The organism is Streptomyces sp. f51, from assembly GCF_037940415.1.
Classification (GTDB): domain Bacteria; phylum Actinomycetota; class Actinomycetes; order Streptomycetales; family Streptomycetaceae; genus Streptomyces.
Genome location: NZ_CP149798.1, coordinates 4,649,199 through 4,663,804 on the forward strand (window position 1 = coordinate 4,649,199; position 14,606 = coordinate 4,663,804).

At 73.8% G+C, this 14,606-nt stretch carries 12 protein-coding genes; 8 read left to right on the forward strand and 4 right to left on the reverse strand.

The window, feature by feature from the left end:
• Positions 1–7: 7 nt before the first annotated feature.
• On the reverse strand, positions 8–1,600 hold the full coding sequence (locus WJM95_RS20380) for an acyl-CoA carboxylase subunit beta (RefSeq protein ID WP_339131119.1): 1,593 nt from the start codon (positions 1,598–1,600) through the stop codon (positions 8–10).
• 181 nt (positions 1,601–1,781) lie between these two features.
• Here WJM95_RS20380 and WJM95_RS20385 point away from each other — a divergent pair, with 181 nt between their 5' ends.
• Both WJM95_RS20385 and WJM95_RS20390 read left to right on the forward strand, forming a co-directional pair.
• Positions 1,782–2,651 carry a biotin--[acetyl-CoA-carboxylase] ligase gene (locus WJM95_RS20385; RefSeq protein ID WP_339131120.1) on the forward strand — a complete coding sequence of 290 codons (870 nt, stop codon included), beginning with the start codon at positions 1,782–1,784 and terminating at the stop codon, positions 2,649–2,651.
• A 521-nt stretch (positions 2,652–3,172) separates the two neighbouring features.
• Positions 3,173–4,537 (forward strand): adenylate/guanylate cyclase domain-containing protein, encoded by a 1,365-nt coding sequence (locus WJM95_RS20390; RefSeq protein ID WP_339131121.1) that lies wholly within the window; start codon positions 3,173–3,175, stop codon positions 4,535–4,537.
• A 10-nt stretch (positions 4,538–4,547) separates the two neighbouring features.
• Here the strand turns inward: WJM95_RS20390 and WJM95_RS20395 are convergent, their stop codons facing one another.
• A complete protein-coding gene (locus WJM95_RS20395) occupies positions 4,548–6,434 on the reverse strand; it encodes a hypothetical protein (protein WP_339131122.1) in 1,887 nt (628 codons plus the stop codon).
• Positions 6,435–6,637: 203 nt separating this feature from the next.
• On the opposite strand from WJM95_RS20395, the gene WJM95_RS20400 reads away from it, so the two are divergent.
• The 5 genes from WJM95_RS20400 (at position 6,638) to WJM95_RS20420 (ending at position 12,710) form a co-directional block, all read left to right on the forward strand.
• On the forward strand, positions 6,638–7,465 hold the full coding sequence (locus tag WJM95_RS20400) for an enoyl-CoA hydratase-related protein (RefSeq protein ID WP_339131123.1): 828 nt from the start codon (positions 6,638–6,640) through the stop codon (positions 7,463–7,465).
• A 77-nt stretch (positions 7,466–7,542) separates the two neighbouring features.
• Positions 7,543–8,697 (forward strand): diguanylate cyclase, encoded by a 1,155-nt coding sequence (locus WJM95_RS20405; protein WP_339131124.1) that lies wholly within the window; start codon positions 7,543–7,545, stop codon positions 8,695–8,697.
• A gap of 124 nt (positions 8,698–8,821) precedes the next feature.
• The gene (gene hutH, locus WJM95_RS20410; protein WP_339135715.1) at positions 8,822–10,360 is read left to right on the forward strand and encodes a histidine ammonia-lyase; all 1,539 of its coding nucleotides are present in this window, start codon (positions 8,822–8,824) and stop codon (positions 10,358–10,360) included.
• 223 nt (positions 10,361–10,583) lie between these two features.
• The gene (locus tag WJM95_RS20415; RefSeq protein WP_055556530.1) at positions 10,584–10,787 is read left to right on the forward strand and encodes a cold-shock protein; all 204 of its coding nucleotides are present in this window, start codon (positions 10,584–10,586) and stop codon (positions 10,785–10,787) included.
• Positions 10,788–10,919: 132 nt separating this feature from the next.
• Positions 10,920–12,710: a DEAD/DEAH box helicase gene (locus tag WJM95_RS20420; protein ID WP_339131125.1), complete on the forward strand. Its 1,791-nt coding sequence runs from the start codon at positions 10,920–10,922 to the stop codon at positions 12,708–12,710.
• Between the two features lie 173 nt (positions 12,711–12,883).
• On the opposite strand, the gene WJM95_RS20425 is transcribed toward WJM95_RS20420, so the two are convergent.
• Positions 12,884–13,636, reverse strand: a complete 753-nt coding sequence (locus tag WJM95_RS20425) for a DUF2625 family protein (protein WP_339131126.1) — start codon at positions 13,634–13,636, stop codon at positions 12,884–12,886.
• Positions 13,637–13,675: 39 nt separating this feature from the next.
• Positions 13,676–14,092, reverse strand: a complete 417-nt coding sequence (locus WJM95_RS20430; protein ID WP_339131127.1) for a hypothetical protein — start codon at positions 14,090–14,092, stop codon at positions 13,676–13,678.
• Between the two features lie 110 nt (positions 14,093–14,202).
• On the opposite strand from WJM95_RS20430, the gene WJM95_RS20435 reads away from it, so the two are divergent.
• On the forward strand, positions 14,203–14,547 hold the full coding sequence (locus WJM95_RS20435; RefSeq protein WP_339131128.1) for a hypothetical protein: 345 nt from the start codon (positions 14,203–14,205) through the stop codon (positions 14,545–14,547).
• Positions 14,548–14,606: the final 59 nt, after the last annotated feature.

Sequence of the window (14,606 nt, forward strand, 5' to 3'; positions counted from 1 at the left end):
CGGGGTTCTAGAGCGGGATGTTGCCGTGCTTCTTCGGAGGCAGTGACGCCCGCTTCGTCCGCAGCTGACGCAGGCCGCGCACGACGTGGGAGCGGGTCTGCGACGGCATGATCACACCGTCGATGTAGCCGCGCTCGGCCGCCGTGTACGGGTTCAGCAGCGTGTCCTCGTACTCCTGGATCAGCCGGGCCCTGGTGGCGTCCTGGTCCTCGGCCGCCGCGATGGTGCGGCGGTGCAGGATGTTCACCGCGCCCTGCGCGCCCATGACCGCGATCTGCGCGGTGGGCCAGGCGAGATTGAGGTCGGCGCCCAGGTGCTTGGAGCCCATGACGTCGTACGCGCCGCCGAACGCCTTGCGGGTGATGACCGTGATCAGCGGGACGGTCGCCTCGGCGTACGCGTAGATCAGCTTGGCGCCGCGCCGGATGATGCCGGTGTGCTCCTGGTCGACGCCCGGGAGGAAGCCGGGCACGTCCACGAAGGTCAGGACGGGCACGTTGAACGCGTCGCAGGTCCGCACGAAGCGCGCGGCCTTCTCGCTCGCGTCGATGTCGAGGCAACCGGCGAACTGCATCGGCTGGTTGGCGACGATGCCGACCGGGTGGCCCTCGACCCGGCCGAAGCCGGTCAGGATGTTCGGCGCGAACAGCGGCTGCGTCTCGAAGAACTCGGCGTCGTCCAGGACGTGTTCGATCACCGTGTGCATGTCGTACGGCTGGTTCGCGCTGTCCGGCACGATCGTGTCCAGCTCGCGGTCCTCGTCCGTGAGCGCGAGGTCCGCCTCCTCCGCGAACACCGGGGGCTCGCTGAGGTTGTTGGACGGCAGGTACGACAGCAGCTGCTTGACGTACTCGATGGCGTCCTTCTCGTCGCCCGCCATGTGATGGGCCACGCCCGACACGGCGTTGTGCGTCCGGGCGCCGCCCAGCTCCTCGAAGCCGACGTCCTCGCCCGTCACCGTCTTGATGACGTCGGGACCCGTGATGAACATGTGCGAGGTCTGATCGACCATCACCGTGAAGTCGGTGATGGCCGGGGAGTACACCGCACCGCCCGCGCACGGACCGACGACCAGGCTGATCTGCGGGATGACACCCGACGCGTGCGTGTTGCGGCGGAAGATCTCGCCGTACATGCCGAGAGCGCTCACGCCCTCCTGGATCCGGGCGCCGCCCGAGTCGTTGATGCCGATGACCGGGCAGCCGGTCTTCAGCGCGAAGTCCATCACCTTCATGATCTTCTGGCCGTAGACCTCGCCGAGAGCACCGCCGAACACGGTGAAGTCCTGGGAGAACACGGCGACCGGACGGCCGTCGACCGTGCCGTAGCCGGTCACCACACCGTCGCCGTACGGGCGGTTCTTCTCCAGGCCGAAGTCGGTCGACCGGTGCCGCGCGAACTCGTCGAACTCGACGAAGGAGTCGTCGTCCATCAGCAGGTCGATGCGCTCACGAGCCGTCAACTTGCCCTTGGCGTGCTGCTTTTCGACGGCGCGCTCCGAGCCGGCGTGCGTCGCTTCCTGGATACGGCGCTGAAGATCCGCGAGCTTGCCCGCGGTGGTGTGGATGTCGGGGTGGTGCAGCTCTTCCGGCTCGGACATCGGGATGCGGCTCCCTGCCTGATCTAAGGGGACGTGAGGGTGACTGCTCGGAAAACGCGGTGCTCGGGAACGAGATGCTCTGAAACGGGACGCTCAGAAGGGGGGCTTGCTACTCATCCGTAGCGTAGTGGCGTGCCTACCGATCGGCAGTGCGGCGTTTACCACACCTAGGCTGGGTTGCATGACGCCGCGAGATGCAGCAGACGCGAACGACAACCGGTGGTCCGATCTGGACCGCCCGCCGCTCAACGGGGCCGCCCTGCGCAGGGCGCTCGTCCGCGACGGCGGGCTGTGGAGCGACGTGGAGGTGGTGGACCGCACCGGGTCGACCAACACCGATCTGGCCGCCGTCGTGACCGGGGAGAAGGGCGCCGACGAGGGCGCGGTCCTCGTCGCCGAGGAGCAGAACGCCGGGCGCGGCCGCCTCGACCGCCGCTGGACGGCGCCCGCCCGCTCCGGCCTCTTCTTCTCCGTCGTGCTGAAGCCCGCCGGAGTGCCCGTCGAACGCTGGGGCTGGCTGCCGCTGCTCACCGGCGTCGCCGTCGCCACGGCCCTCTCGCGCTCCGCGGGCGTCGACACCGCGCTCAAGTGGCCCAACGACCTGCTGGTCACCGTGGACGGCGAGGAGCGCAAGGCCGGCGGCATCCTCGCCGAGCGCGCGGGCTCCGACGCGGTCGTGGTCGGCATCGGCGTGAACGTCTCGCTGCGCGCCGACGAACTGCCCGTCCCCGGCGCCGGATCGCTGGCGCTCGCGGGCGCGACGACCACGGACCGCGACACCGTGCTGCGGGCCGTGCTGCGCTCGCTCGAGGAGTGGTACGGGCGCTGGCGCGACGCGGGCGGCGACCCGGTCGCCTCCGGCCTCCAGGAGACGTACGCGGCCGGCTGCGCGACGCTCGGGCGCACGGTACGGGCCGAGCTGCCCGGGGGCCGGTCGGTCGTCGGGGAGGCGGTGGCCCTGGACGGGGACGGACGCCTGGTCATCGCGACCGAGGACGGCGTGCGGGAGCCCGTGGGCGCCGGAGACGTGGTGCACCTCAGGCCCGCGTGAGCCGTCCCGCGTGAACAGTCGGCCCCGGCACCCTGCCGGCCCGCGTGAATCAGTCGGCCCCGGCACCCTGCCGGCCGTGTGAGCAGTCGGCACCGTCGGCCTGATGGTCTGTGTGGACCGTCCCCGGCGCCCTGCCGACCCGCGCGGGGCGTGGGCCCTGCCGGCCCGTGGCCCGCGTGAGCCGGCCGGGCTTCCCGGGCGTGCCGGGCGGTGCCCTGGGGAGTCGTCCCCCAGCCGGTCGAACCCTCCTCCGGAGTCTCCGGGAGCGGCTGCGGTGGGTCGCCGCCGGGGGCGTGAAGGGTGTGGTCCGGCGCGGCGGGCGGGGGAGGGCCTGGTTTCGTGCGGCGGGCGGGGCGCGGGCGTGGTCCGGTGAGGGGTGTGACGGCGTACGACCACGAGTGGTCCAGTCCTTCGGCACCGTCCCTGGCCCCGGTCCCGCCATCGGGAGTGAGCCAGCGCACACCTGCCGTAGAGTTGAGCGCGGTCGAACCTGACCACGGCAGATCGGAAGGGCAGCAGGAGTGACCGTCGACGACACCGGCTCCGGCACGGGTGCCCATCCCGCCCCCGGCGGCGAGCCCGGCCGTACCGCCGGGCCGGTCACGGACGCGACAGCCGCACGGGCCGCCGCGGACGGTGAGGCCCGGCAGGACGCCCGTCCCGGGACCGGCACCCGCCCGCAGGACCGCAGGGACCACCGCCCGGACGCGGGCGGCGACGTCGTCAAGGACGACCACGGCACCGCCGCGGGCGGCACACGGACGGACGTCCGGCCCGACGCGCGGCACGAGGCGAACGGCCGGGTCGACTCCGAGGCCGAGCCGGACTCCGGCGAGGACCCGCTCGCGCTGCGCCTGGAGGGGCTGATCCTCGGCGCCGAGCGGCGCTACACCCCGTTCCAGGCCGCCCGCAGCGCGGGGGTGTCCATGGAGCTGGCCTCCCGCTTCTGGCGGGCGATGGGCTTCGCGGACATCGGCCAGGCCAAGGCGCTGACCGAGGCGGACGTGCTCGCCCTGCGCCGCCTCGCCGGTCTCGTCGAGGCGGGCCTGCTGAGCGAGGCCATGGCCGTGCAGGTCGCCCGGTCCACCGGGCAGACCACCGCCCGTCTGGCCGAATGGCAGATCGATTCCTTCCTGGAGGGTCTGACCGAGCCCCCGGAGCCGGGGATGACCCGCACCGAGGTGACCTACCCCCTGATCGAACTGCTCCTGCCCGAACTGGAGGAGTTCCTCGTCTACGTCTGGCGCCGTCAGCTCGCCGCGGCCACCGGCCGGGTCGTGCAGGCGGCCGACGACGAGGAGATGGTCGACCGCCGGCTCGCCGTCGGCTTCGCCGACCTGGTCGGCTTCACCCGGCTGACCCGCCGCATGGAGGAGGAGGAGCTCGGCGAACTCGTCGAGGCCTTCGAGACCACCGCGGCGGACCTGGTGGCGGCCCACGGCGGCCGGCTCATCAAGACCCTCGGCGACGAGGTCCTCTACTCCGCCGACGACGCCGGCGTCGCCGCCGAGATCGCGCTGCGGCTCATCGAGACGATGGCCAACGACGAGACGATGCCCGAGCTGCGCGTCGGCATCGCCTTCGGCACGGTCACCACCCGGATGGGCGACGTGTTCGGTACGACCGTGAACCTGGCGAGCCGGCTCACGTCGATAGCGCCGCGCGACGCCGTGCTCGTCGACGGCGCCCTGGCCGAGGAACTGACCCGCACCGGTGACGCGCCCGCCTCCGAGGCGGAGGCCGCCGAGGCCGCGGCCGCCGCGGAGAAGGAGGGCGAGGAGCCCCCCTCGTACCGCTTCGCGCTCCAGCCGATGTGGCAGCGGCCCGTGCGCGGGCTCGGTGTCATCGAGCCGTGGCTGCTGGCCCGCCGCACCGACGACGCGTAGCGCCTCCCGGTCACTGCTCGTTCTGACCGGGGGAGAGCAGTCCGTTCACGCAGATCCCCACGATCGGTACGCACACGCCCGGCGCCTGGTGGGACGGCGCGGAGGTGGCCGGGGCCGGGGGCGGGGTGTGCCGGGGCGGTTCGGTGGTCGGGGTGGTGGCCGCCGGTGTCGGCCGGGCGGCCGGGGGCGTCGTCACGGGAGCCGTGGGGATGCCGGTGACGCCCGGTGCCGCCGTGGCGGGGCCCCCGCCGCGCGCCGTGGGGATCGCTGCCGCCGGGGTCGGGCCGGGCGCCGGGGTCCGCCGGTCGGTGTCCGAGGTCGGTGCCGGGCTCGTCCCGCCCATCGCGGGGCTCGCCGGCGCGGCTCCGGCTCCCGTGGGCGAGGGCATCGCCGCGACGGTGGGGACGGCGTCGCCCGCCGTGTCGTGGTCGGTGGCCGTCGCGACGGGGTCGGCCTCCGCGTTCCCGCCGGCCGTGCCCCCGGTCACCGCGTCCGGTGTCATCCGGGCGAGGGTCAGCACCCCCGCGGCGAGCGCGAGTCCTCCTGCGGCGAAGAGCACCCGGCGCCTGCGGGGCTTGCGGTGCCGGCCCCGGACGGTACGGAGCGGGACCGGCGCCGTCTCGTCGCCGGCGGGCGCGTACGCGCTCCCGCGCCCGCCGCCCGCCCGCGCTGCCGGAACGATCCCTCGCAGGCGGCCGTCCGCCGTTCCCGCCGCCTCCCGAACGCCCGCACCGGCCGGAACCTCGGGTGTCCTCGGCCCGGTCTCCGCACCCCGGAGGCCCGTGGCCCCGAGGAGCGCCTTGGTCCCGGTGCCGGAGGCCGGCGTATCGGCCTCTGCCCGGCGGGTTCCGGCCGCGACGACGGTTGTGGGTGTCCCCGGCCCGGTCTGCGCACCCCGGGGGCCCGTGGCCCCGAGCGCCTTGGTCCCGGTGCCGGAGGCCGGCGTACCGGTCTCTGCCCTGCGGGTTCCGGCCGTAACGACGGTTGTGGGTGTCCTCGGCCCGGTCTGCGCACCCCGGGGGCCCGTGGTCCCGAGTGCCTTGGTCCCGGTGCCCGACGCCGGCGCATCGGCCTCCGCCCGGTGGGTTCCCGCCGTGACGACGGCCTCGGGGTTCTCGGTTCGGGCCTCACTCTCGCGGGCGTTCCCCGTGGTCTCGGCGGTGTGCGGCGGGACCACGGTCTCCGCCTCGCCGGCGTCCGCCGGGACGGACTCCGTCCCTCGGGCCTCGGCCGTGACCTGGGGCGCCCCGGACCCGGCCTCCGCGCCGCCTTCCTGGGGCTGAGCCGCGCCCGCGGTGGCGCCCGCCTCCGCCCCCTGGGCGTCTCCCGCGATCCCGCGCGCCCCGGACCCGGCCTCTCGCGGCTGAGCCGCTACCGCGGCGGGTGCCCCCGCCCCGGCTCCCGCGACCGAGCCCTCACGTGCACCGGTCTCCGCGGAGCGGGCACCCGGCGCGGCTCCGGTCTCTCGGGGCCGGGCCACGGCCGGCGCGGCTCCCGGCTCGTGGGTCGTCCCGGGCGGCGGGGTCTCCGCCGCCGTCTCCCGCGTGGTCGCCGCGGACGCGCTCGCGGGGGCCCAGGACTTCGCGGCCCTGTCCGGTGCGGTCCCGGTCCTCGCGAGGGCGGCGTCCGCCCGCTTCCTGGCGTCCGCGAGCGTCGCGCCCATTCCGGCGGTGGGTGTCCTCACGGTGGGCGCGTCCTGGGCGTCCGGCCCGGGGGCTCCGCGCCGTGCCGGGGCGGGCATCGCCCGGTTGAGCGGTGTGACGCGGATCCAGCCGTCGTCCACCGGCGCGGGGCCCTCCGCCGGCTCGGAGGCCGTCCTCTGGGCCGGCGGTCGCGTGAGTGCGGTTCGCCGGCCCGGCCGGGTGTCCGCTGCCTGCGGTGTCTCGCGGTTCGTCATGGTCGTCCCTCCCCGGTGAGCCGGTGTCCCTGATGCGCTGCGGCGGTGCGCAGGTTATGCACGGTGTGCGAGCGCGGAAACGAAGTTGGCTGACATGTCACTCGAACGAGGAGGTACGGCCCGAGGGCACGGCTTTCGCCGGACGGCCCGGGCTGCGATGATCGGTTCATCGACTGTTAACCCGCGTTAACCGGGAGGGTGTCATGGCGGAGCAAGAGGCGGACCGGCCGGCGGAGTCGGACGAGCGGAGGTTCGGGGAGTTCGTGGCCGTGCGGCGGCACGGGCACGTCGCCGAGCTCGTCCTCGACCGACCCAAGGCGATGAACGCCGTGTCCACGGACATGGCACGCTCGATCGCCGGCGCCTGCGAGGCCCTCGCCGCCGACCGGGACGTACGCGTCGTCGTGCTGACCTCCACCCACGAGCGCGCCTTCTGCGTCGGCGCCGACCTGAAGGAGCGCAACTCCTTCACCGACGCCGAACTGGTACGTCAGCGGCCCCTCGCGCGGGCCGCCTACACCGGTGTCCTGGAGCTGCCGATGCCGACCGTCGCCGCCGTGCACGGCTTCGCGCTGGGCGGCGGGTTCGAGCTGGCACTGTCCTGCGACCTGATCGTCGCCGACCGTTCGGCGGTCGTCGGACTGCCCGAGGTGTCCGTCGGCGTGATCCCCGGAGGCGGCGGCACGCAGCTGCTGCCGCGCCGGGTGGGCGCCGCGCGCGCGGCCGAGCTCATCTTCTCGGCACGCCGTCTGGAGGCCGCCGAGGCGCGGGAGTTGGGTCTGGTGGACGAGCTGGTGGAGGCCGGACGGGACCGGGCCGAGGCGCTCGCCCTCGCCGCCCGTATCGCCGCGAACTCCCCGGTCGGGCTGCGCGCCGCCAAGCGTGCCCTGCGACTCGGCCACGGGCTCGACCTGCGGGCCGGTCTCGAGGTCGAGGACGCGGCCTGGCGGTCCGTCGCCTTCTCCGGCGACCGGGCGGAAGGCGTCGCCGCGTTCAACGAGAAGCGCAAGCCGGAGTGGCCGGGGGAGTAGCGCGCGGGACCCGGGCCCGTACCCCTGTTCGCCCCGCCGATGTCCCAAATGCGGGCAAATATACCTAGCCTGGGATGATGGGCGAGGACAGTCGGCTGAGGGCCGTGGTGACGCTGGCGCAGGGGATGGCGGCGGCGCACACCCCGCGGGAGTCGTGGCGGGCCGCGGCGCTCGGCGCGTGTCACGCGCTGGCCGGGAGCTTCGCCGCGCTCTCCGTGTGGGAGCGCGAACTCGGCCGGCTGCGGGTGCTCGCCAACGTGGGCGACCGCGCCCCGGGCGAGGAGGAGTTCCCCGAAGGGGAGGCCTATCCGGTGCACCAGTTCCCGGAGATCGCCGAGTTCCTGCACGAGCGCTGGGCGGGCGGCGGCGAGCCCAACGCCTGGGTGGAGACCGCCGACGGCCCGGCGGCCGGGCCCGCCGGGTACTGCCACCAGCGCGTGGCCGCCCTGCGCAGGCGGGGCCGCGGCTGCTGCGTCGTCGCGCCCGTCGTGCTGCACGGACGGGCGTGGGGCGAGCTCTATGTCGCGCGCCCGGCCGGAGCGCCCGTCTTCGGCCCGCAGGACGCCGACTTCGCGACCGTCCTCGCCTCCGTCGTCGCCGCCGGGATCGCCCAGACCGAGCGTCTGGAGGAGGCCAGGCGCCTCGCGTACACCGACTCCCTGACCGGACTCGCCAACCGCCGCGCCGTGGACGTACGGCTGGACGAGGCCGTCGAACGGCACCGGCGGGACGACGCCGTGGTCAGTCTCGTCGTCTGCGACCTCAACGGACTCAAGCGCGTCAACGACACCCTCGGTCACGCCGTCGGCGACCGGCTCCTGGAGCGGTTCGGGTCGGTGCTCTCGCTCTGCGGGGCCATGCTCCCCGGCACCCTCGCGGCGCGGCTGGGCGGCGACGAGTTCTGTCTGCTCGCGGTGGGCCCGCCCGCGGACGACGTGGTCCGTATCGCCGGTGAACTCTGCTGCCGCGCGGCCGAGTTGGAGCTGGGGGAAGGGGTGGCGTGCGGGGTCGCCTCGACCGGCGACCCGATCGGCCCCGTACGGTCCGCGCGCCGGCTGTTCCGGCTGGCGGACGCGGCCCAGTACCGGGCGAAGGCCGTCCGGGCCGCGAAGCCCGTGGTCGCCGGGCGCGAGGGCCCCGACGACCCCGTGGTGCGGCTCGCGGACGCTCCCTCGCCCACGGCGGGCGAACGCCGCAGGTTCCGCGGACGCCACGACAGCCCCCGTACGTGACGGGCCCCCACACGCCCCGCGGCCGACGCGAGGCGGCCGTTGTGACGTACGCCGGAGTAAGGGGTCAACCCGCCACCCACTAGTGACATCAAGGAATTCACTGCGTACGCTCCTGAATATGGATATGCACACTGTGGTGGTGGGGACGTCCGGAGTGACCGCGTCCGACGTTCTCGCCGTGGCGCGCGAAGGCGCCCGGATCGAGCTCTCCGACCAGGCGGTGGCGGCCCTCGCCGCGGCCCGCGAGATCGTGGACGCGCTGGCCGCGAAGCCGGAGCCCGTCTACGGCGTCTCCACCGGCTTCGGCGCCCTGGCGACCCGGCACATCAGCCCGGAACTGCGCGCCCAGCTACAGCGCAACATCGTCCGCTCGCACGCCGCCGGCATGGGCCCGCGCGTCGAGCGCGAGGTCGTGCGCGCGCTGATGTTCCTGCGGCTCAAGACCGTCTGCTCCGGGCACACCGGTGTGCGGCCCGAGGTCGCGCAGACCATGGCGGACATCCTGAACGCGGGCATCACCCCCGTCGTCCACGAGTACGGCTCGCTCGGCTGCTCGGGCGACCTGGCGCCGCTGTCCCACTGCGCCCTGACCCTCATGGGCGAGGGCGACGCCGAGGGTCCCGACGGCGTCGTGCGGCCCGCGGGCGAACTGCTCGCCGAGGCCGGCATCGCTCCCGTCGAGCTGCGCGAGAAGGAGGGCCTCGCCCTCCTCAACGGCACCGACGGCATGCTCGGCATGCTGGTCATGGCCCTCGCCGACCTGGAGGCCCTCTACAAGTCGGCCGACGTGACCGCCGCGCTCTCCCTCGAAGCGCTCCTCGGCACCGACAAGGTCCTCGCCCCCGAGCTGCACGCCATCCGCCCGCACCCGGGCCAGGGTGCCAGCGCCGCCAACATGCTGGCCGTGCTCAAGGGCTCGGAGCTCACCGGTCACCACCAGGACGACGCCCCGCGCGTCCAGGACGCCTACTCCGTGCGCTGCGCCCCGCAGGTCGCGGGCGCCGGCCGGGACACCCTCGCGCACGCCCGCACGGTCGCCGAGCGCGAGCTGGCCTCCGCCGTCGACAACCCGGTCGTCCTGCCCGACGGCCGCGTCGAGTCGAACGGCAACTTCCACGGCGCCCCGGTCGCCTACGTCCTCGACTTCCTCGCCATCGCCGCCGCCGACCTCGGCTCGATCGCCGAGCGCCGCACCGACCGGCTGCTCGACAAGAACCGTTCGCACGGCCTGCCGCCGTTCCTCGCGGACGACGCCGGCGTCGACTCCGGCCTGATGATCGCCCAGTACACGCAGGCCGCGCTGGTCAGCGAGATGAAGCGGCTCGCCGTACCGGCGTCCGCCGACTCCATCCCCTCCTCCGCGATGCAGGAGGACCACGTCTCCATGGGCTGGTCGGCCGCGCGCAAGCTGCGTACCGCCGTGGACAACCTGACCCGCATCGTGGCGATCGAGCTGTACGCCGCCACCCGCGCCGTCGAACTGCGCGAGGGCCTGACCCCGGCCCCGGCCTCGCGGGCGGTCATCGACGCGGTCCGCGCGGCCGGTGTCCAGGGCCCGGGCCCCGACCGCTTCCTCGCCCCCGACCTGGCGGCGGCGGACGCGTTCGTGCGCGCCGGCGGTGTGCTGGCCGCGGTGGAGCCGGTGACCGGCCCGCTCGCGTAGCGGAGCCCGTAGCGTGGGGGCCGGGGCTGTGTCCCGGCCCACACGCTTCGCCTCGCCCTCTGGTATCAGGGTGTGCTACTGTCTCATTGATACGTTTTTGGTACCCATTTACTTTGTGCGCCTGATCGGAATCCTCCGCAGGCGCGTTTTGTTTTACCGGCATCTCCGGCATTACCCGGTGCATCTCCGGATGGGGGCCCAACTACCTGTTCAGGAGAACAACATGGCTACTGGCACCGTGAAGTGGTTCAACTCGGAAAAGGGCTTCGGCTTCATCGAGCAGGACGGCGGCGGCCCGGACGTCTTCGCCCACTACTCGAACATCGCCAGCTCCGGCTTCCGTGAGCTCGTCGAGGGCCAGAAGGTCTCCTTCGAGGTCACGCAGGGCCAGAAGGGCCTCCAGGCGGAGAACATCGTTCCCGCCTAGTTCGAACGCGCTTTTCCAGAGCCGGGTCCCGCGCCTTCGGGTGCGGGACCCGGCTCAGCGCTGTGACAGCTCATGCAGTCGGTGAGCGCTGTGTGTGCAGTCCGTGGGCCCAGGAAGGAAAACAGATCCAGCATGACTCGATCCGAACGTCCCGTCCGTAAGCGGCCGGCGAACGCACGTGCCGCGCAGTCCGGCGGCTCCGCGAAGAGCGCGGGCCGGGGAGCCGGCCGCGCCGGCGCCCGCAAGGTCGCGCCTCCGCAGGAGTTCTCCCTGCCCGAGACGATCACACCGGCGCTGCCCGCGGTCGACTCGTTCGACGCGCTGGACATGCCGGCCGCCCTGACGAAGACCCTCGCGGCCCAGGGCGTCACCGAGCCGTTCCCGATCCAGGGCGCCACCCTGCCCAACTCCCTCGCCGGGCGCGACGTCCTCGGCCGGGGACGCACCGGCTCCGGCAAGACGCTGGCCTTCGGCCTCGCGCTCCTCGCCCGCACCGCCGGACGCCGTGCCGAGCCGCGCAGCCCCCTCGCGCTCGTCCTGGTCCCCACCCGCGAACTCGCCCAGCAGGTCGACGACGCGCTGACCCCGTACGCCACCGCCGTCAACCTGCGCGTGGCCACGGCCGTCGGCGGGATGTCGATCGGCCGCCAGGCCGGCACGCTGCGCCGCGGTGTCGAGGTGCTCGTCGCCACCCCGGGGCGCCTCAAGGACCTCATCGAGCGCGGCGACTGCGCCCTCGGCCAGGTCGCGATCACCGTGCTGGACGAGGCCGACCAGATGGCCGACATGGGCTTCATGCCGCAGGTCACCGCGCTGCTCAAGCAGGTCGAGGCGGGCGGCCAGCGGCTGCTCTTCTCGGCGACGCTCGACAAGAACATCGACCGGCTCGTCAAGATGTTCCTCACCGACCCCGTGGTGCACTCCGTCGACCCGTCCGCGGGCGCGGTGACGACCATGGAGCACCACGTGCTGCACGTCGCCGACGAGACCGACAAGAAGGCCGTCGCCACGCGTATCGCCGCCCGTGACGGCCGGGTCATCCTCTTCGTCGACACCAAGCGCGGCGCCGACCGCTTCACCAAGCGGCTCCTCGCCAGCGGTGTCCGGGCCTCCGCCCTGCACGGCGGGCGCAGCCAGCCGCAGCGCAACCGCACACTCGACCAGTTCAAGAACGGGCAGGTCACCGCGCTCGTGGCGACCAACGTGGCGGCGCGCGGCATTCACATCGACGACCTCGACCTCGTGGTCAACGTCGACCCGCCGACCGACCACAAGGACTACCTCCACCGCGGCGGCCGTACGGCCCGCGCCGGTGAGTCCGGCAGCGTCGTCACCCTGGTGCTGCCCGAGCAGAAGCGTGAGATGACCCGGCTGATGGCGGACGCCGGCATCACGCCGCGCACCGCCCGGGTCAAGTCGAGCGACGAGGAGCTCACCCGTCTCACCGGCGCCCGCGAGCCCTCCGGTGTCCCGGTCGTCATCGAGGTTCCGCAGCCCGTCGTCGAGCAGCCGAAGGCGCGCTCCAAGACGCGGCGCGCGACCGGTGGCGGGGCCAGGCGCCCGGCGGTCGCCGGCGGCGACGCGGCCGGACGCACGGGCACCGGGTCGGACGGCCAGGCCCGCCGGCAGCGCGGCGGACGCCCGGCGACCGGCGCCGCGACCGGCGGCACGGCCACCGGTCGCCGTTCGAGCACCGGGGGAGCGGCCACCGGCCGTCGTGGTGAGACCGGCGCCGGTACGGGCCGTCGCGCGGACGCGGGAGGCGCGGCCACGGGCCGTCGCGGTGAGACCGGGGGCGGCTCCGGCCGTCGTACGGACTCCGCCGGCGGCTCGGGTGCCACTCGTTCCGGCGGCCGCGGGCGTGCTCCGCAGCGCGGTGGCCAGAACGGCGGCCAGGGCGGTGGCGGCCGCAGGGCCGCCTGACCCGACCGGATCACCTCGGCATCCTCGCCGCGGCCCCGTGACCCCTGGCCATCGCCCGGGACACGGGGCCGCCGTGCGAGCGGCCCGTGCCCGAACAGGGCTTGCGAGCGGTCCGTGCCCGAACAGGGTTTGTGAGCGGTCCGTGCCCGAACAGGGCTCCCGTGCGCCGGGGTTCAGACGTCGCCGAGGAACCCCGGGTCCACGCCGTCCAGCTTGATGGCGAAGTCCCGGTGCAGGCCGAGCAGTTCGCCCAGCGGCACCGCGCGGCGGCTGGTCGACTGGAGGTCGCGGCGCGCCTCGGCCGACCACAGGAACGGCACCACGGAGAGCCCCTGCGCGCCCGTGAGGGCACCGGACTCGGCCCGCCAGCCGGGCCAGCGCAGCGTGTCGTAGAACTGGTCCGTGCCCTCGTCCAGGAGCCACTGGAGCCATGCCCCGTGGCCCACTTCGAGCGACTCCCACTTCAGCGAGTCGGGCGCGAAGTACACGATCTCGCCCGGTCGTCCGGGACGCCCCACCGACTCCGGGTCGGGACCGTTGAGGACGAACACCCCGCCCAGCACGTCGTGTCCGACGACGAGTCCGCCGTCCCGCGGGCGCCAGTGCGGATCGAAGTACTCGGGGAATTCGTTGACCTCGGCCAGCGAGGGCAGGTCCGTCGTCCCGTCGGGCACTCCCGTCGGGGGCTCCTCGGCCGGACTGCCGTAGATCCGCAGCCATCCGCTGTCCAGCACCACACCACCGCAGTTGAGCACCATCCCGCCCAGCCAGGACCGTGCGGTGACCTGGAGCTGGAGCAGACTCGCACGGCCCAGATCGGCGTCCACCGGCGGGACGTCCATGGACACCCCGCTGGCGGCGAGCGCCTTGGACAGCAGAGGCCAGGCCGGTTCCTCGACTTCGGTCAGCTCGCTCAGCTCTCGCATGGCTTCCCTGGGGGTTCGTCAGGCGCGCGGTCGATGCGCTCAGTAGGCAATCATGCGCTCTCGGCGCACGGAATAGGTCACGAATCCGGCGCCCAGGCCGAGGAAGAGCGTGCCGCCGACGAGGTACGGGGTCGTGTCCACGGCGCCGGTGTCCGCGAGCCGGGTCCCGTCGCCGCCGGAGGGCGTGCCCGTCCCGTCGCCGCCGGAGAGCGCGCGCGGCCCGTCGTCCTCCGAGAGCGGGCGTGTGCCGCTCTGGCCGGAGAGCGTGCGCGTGCCGGTGTCGTCCGATCCGGCGGACTTCGGAGTCGTCCCGCTGACGGTCGGTGCGGACGCCGGCGCCGTCGTGGTCGGTGTGGGTACGTCCTGGGTCGCGTTGGCGGACGGGACGAACCACAGGGCACCCAGGAGGGTCCCCGCTGCGGTGGCGGTCAGCAACGATCGACGTGCGGCGGACACGAAATATCGATCCCCTTGTGGCGCTGGCGAATTGGCCGTGTGGGCCGATGCTAATGAAAGGCGCGGGTCGCGGGAAAGTCGCGCATGCCACGGGCCGTACGCTCCCTCCCATGACTACCCCTGAGACTTCACGGTTTGTCCGGCTTCGTGTCGAACTCGTGCTGGAGATCGACGACGCCGACGCCGTCACCCGGGCCGCGCTGAGCCGGATCGGCGACGACGCGGACATGCCGGCCGAGGAAAGGGCGCACGCCGAGGGTGCAGTGACGGAAGACACGGCGGAGGCGCTGGCTTATCTCGTCGACCCGTTCGACCTGGTCAGCGAGGTGCCCGGAGTCGAACTCGCGCAGGCTTCCTGGAGCAGCGAGCCCATTGACTACGATCCGGATTCGCCGGATTGGGACATCGACGAGGATGATGCCGAGGAGGACGACGAGGAAGACGTGCGCGGCTGACGCGGTCCGGGAGACGAGACCCCGGCCGGTGACCGCCGTCCGGGGCCCTTTCGTCCCCG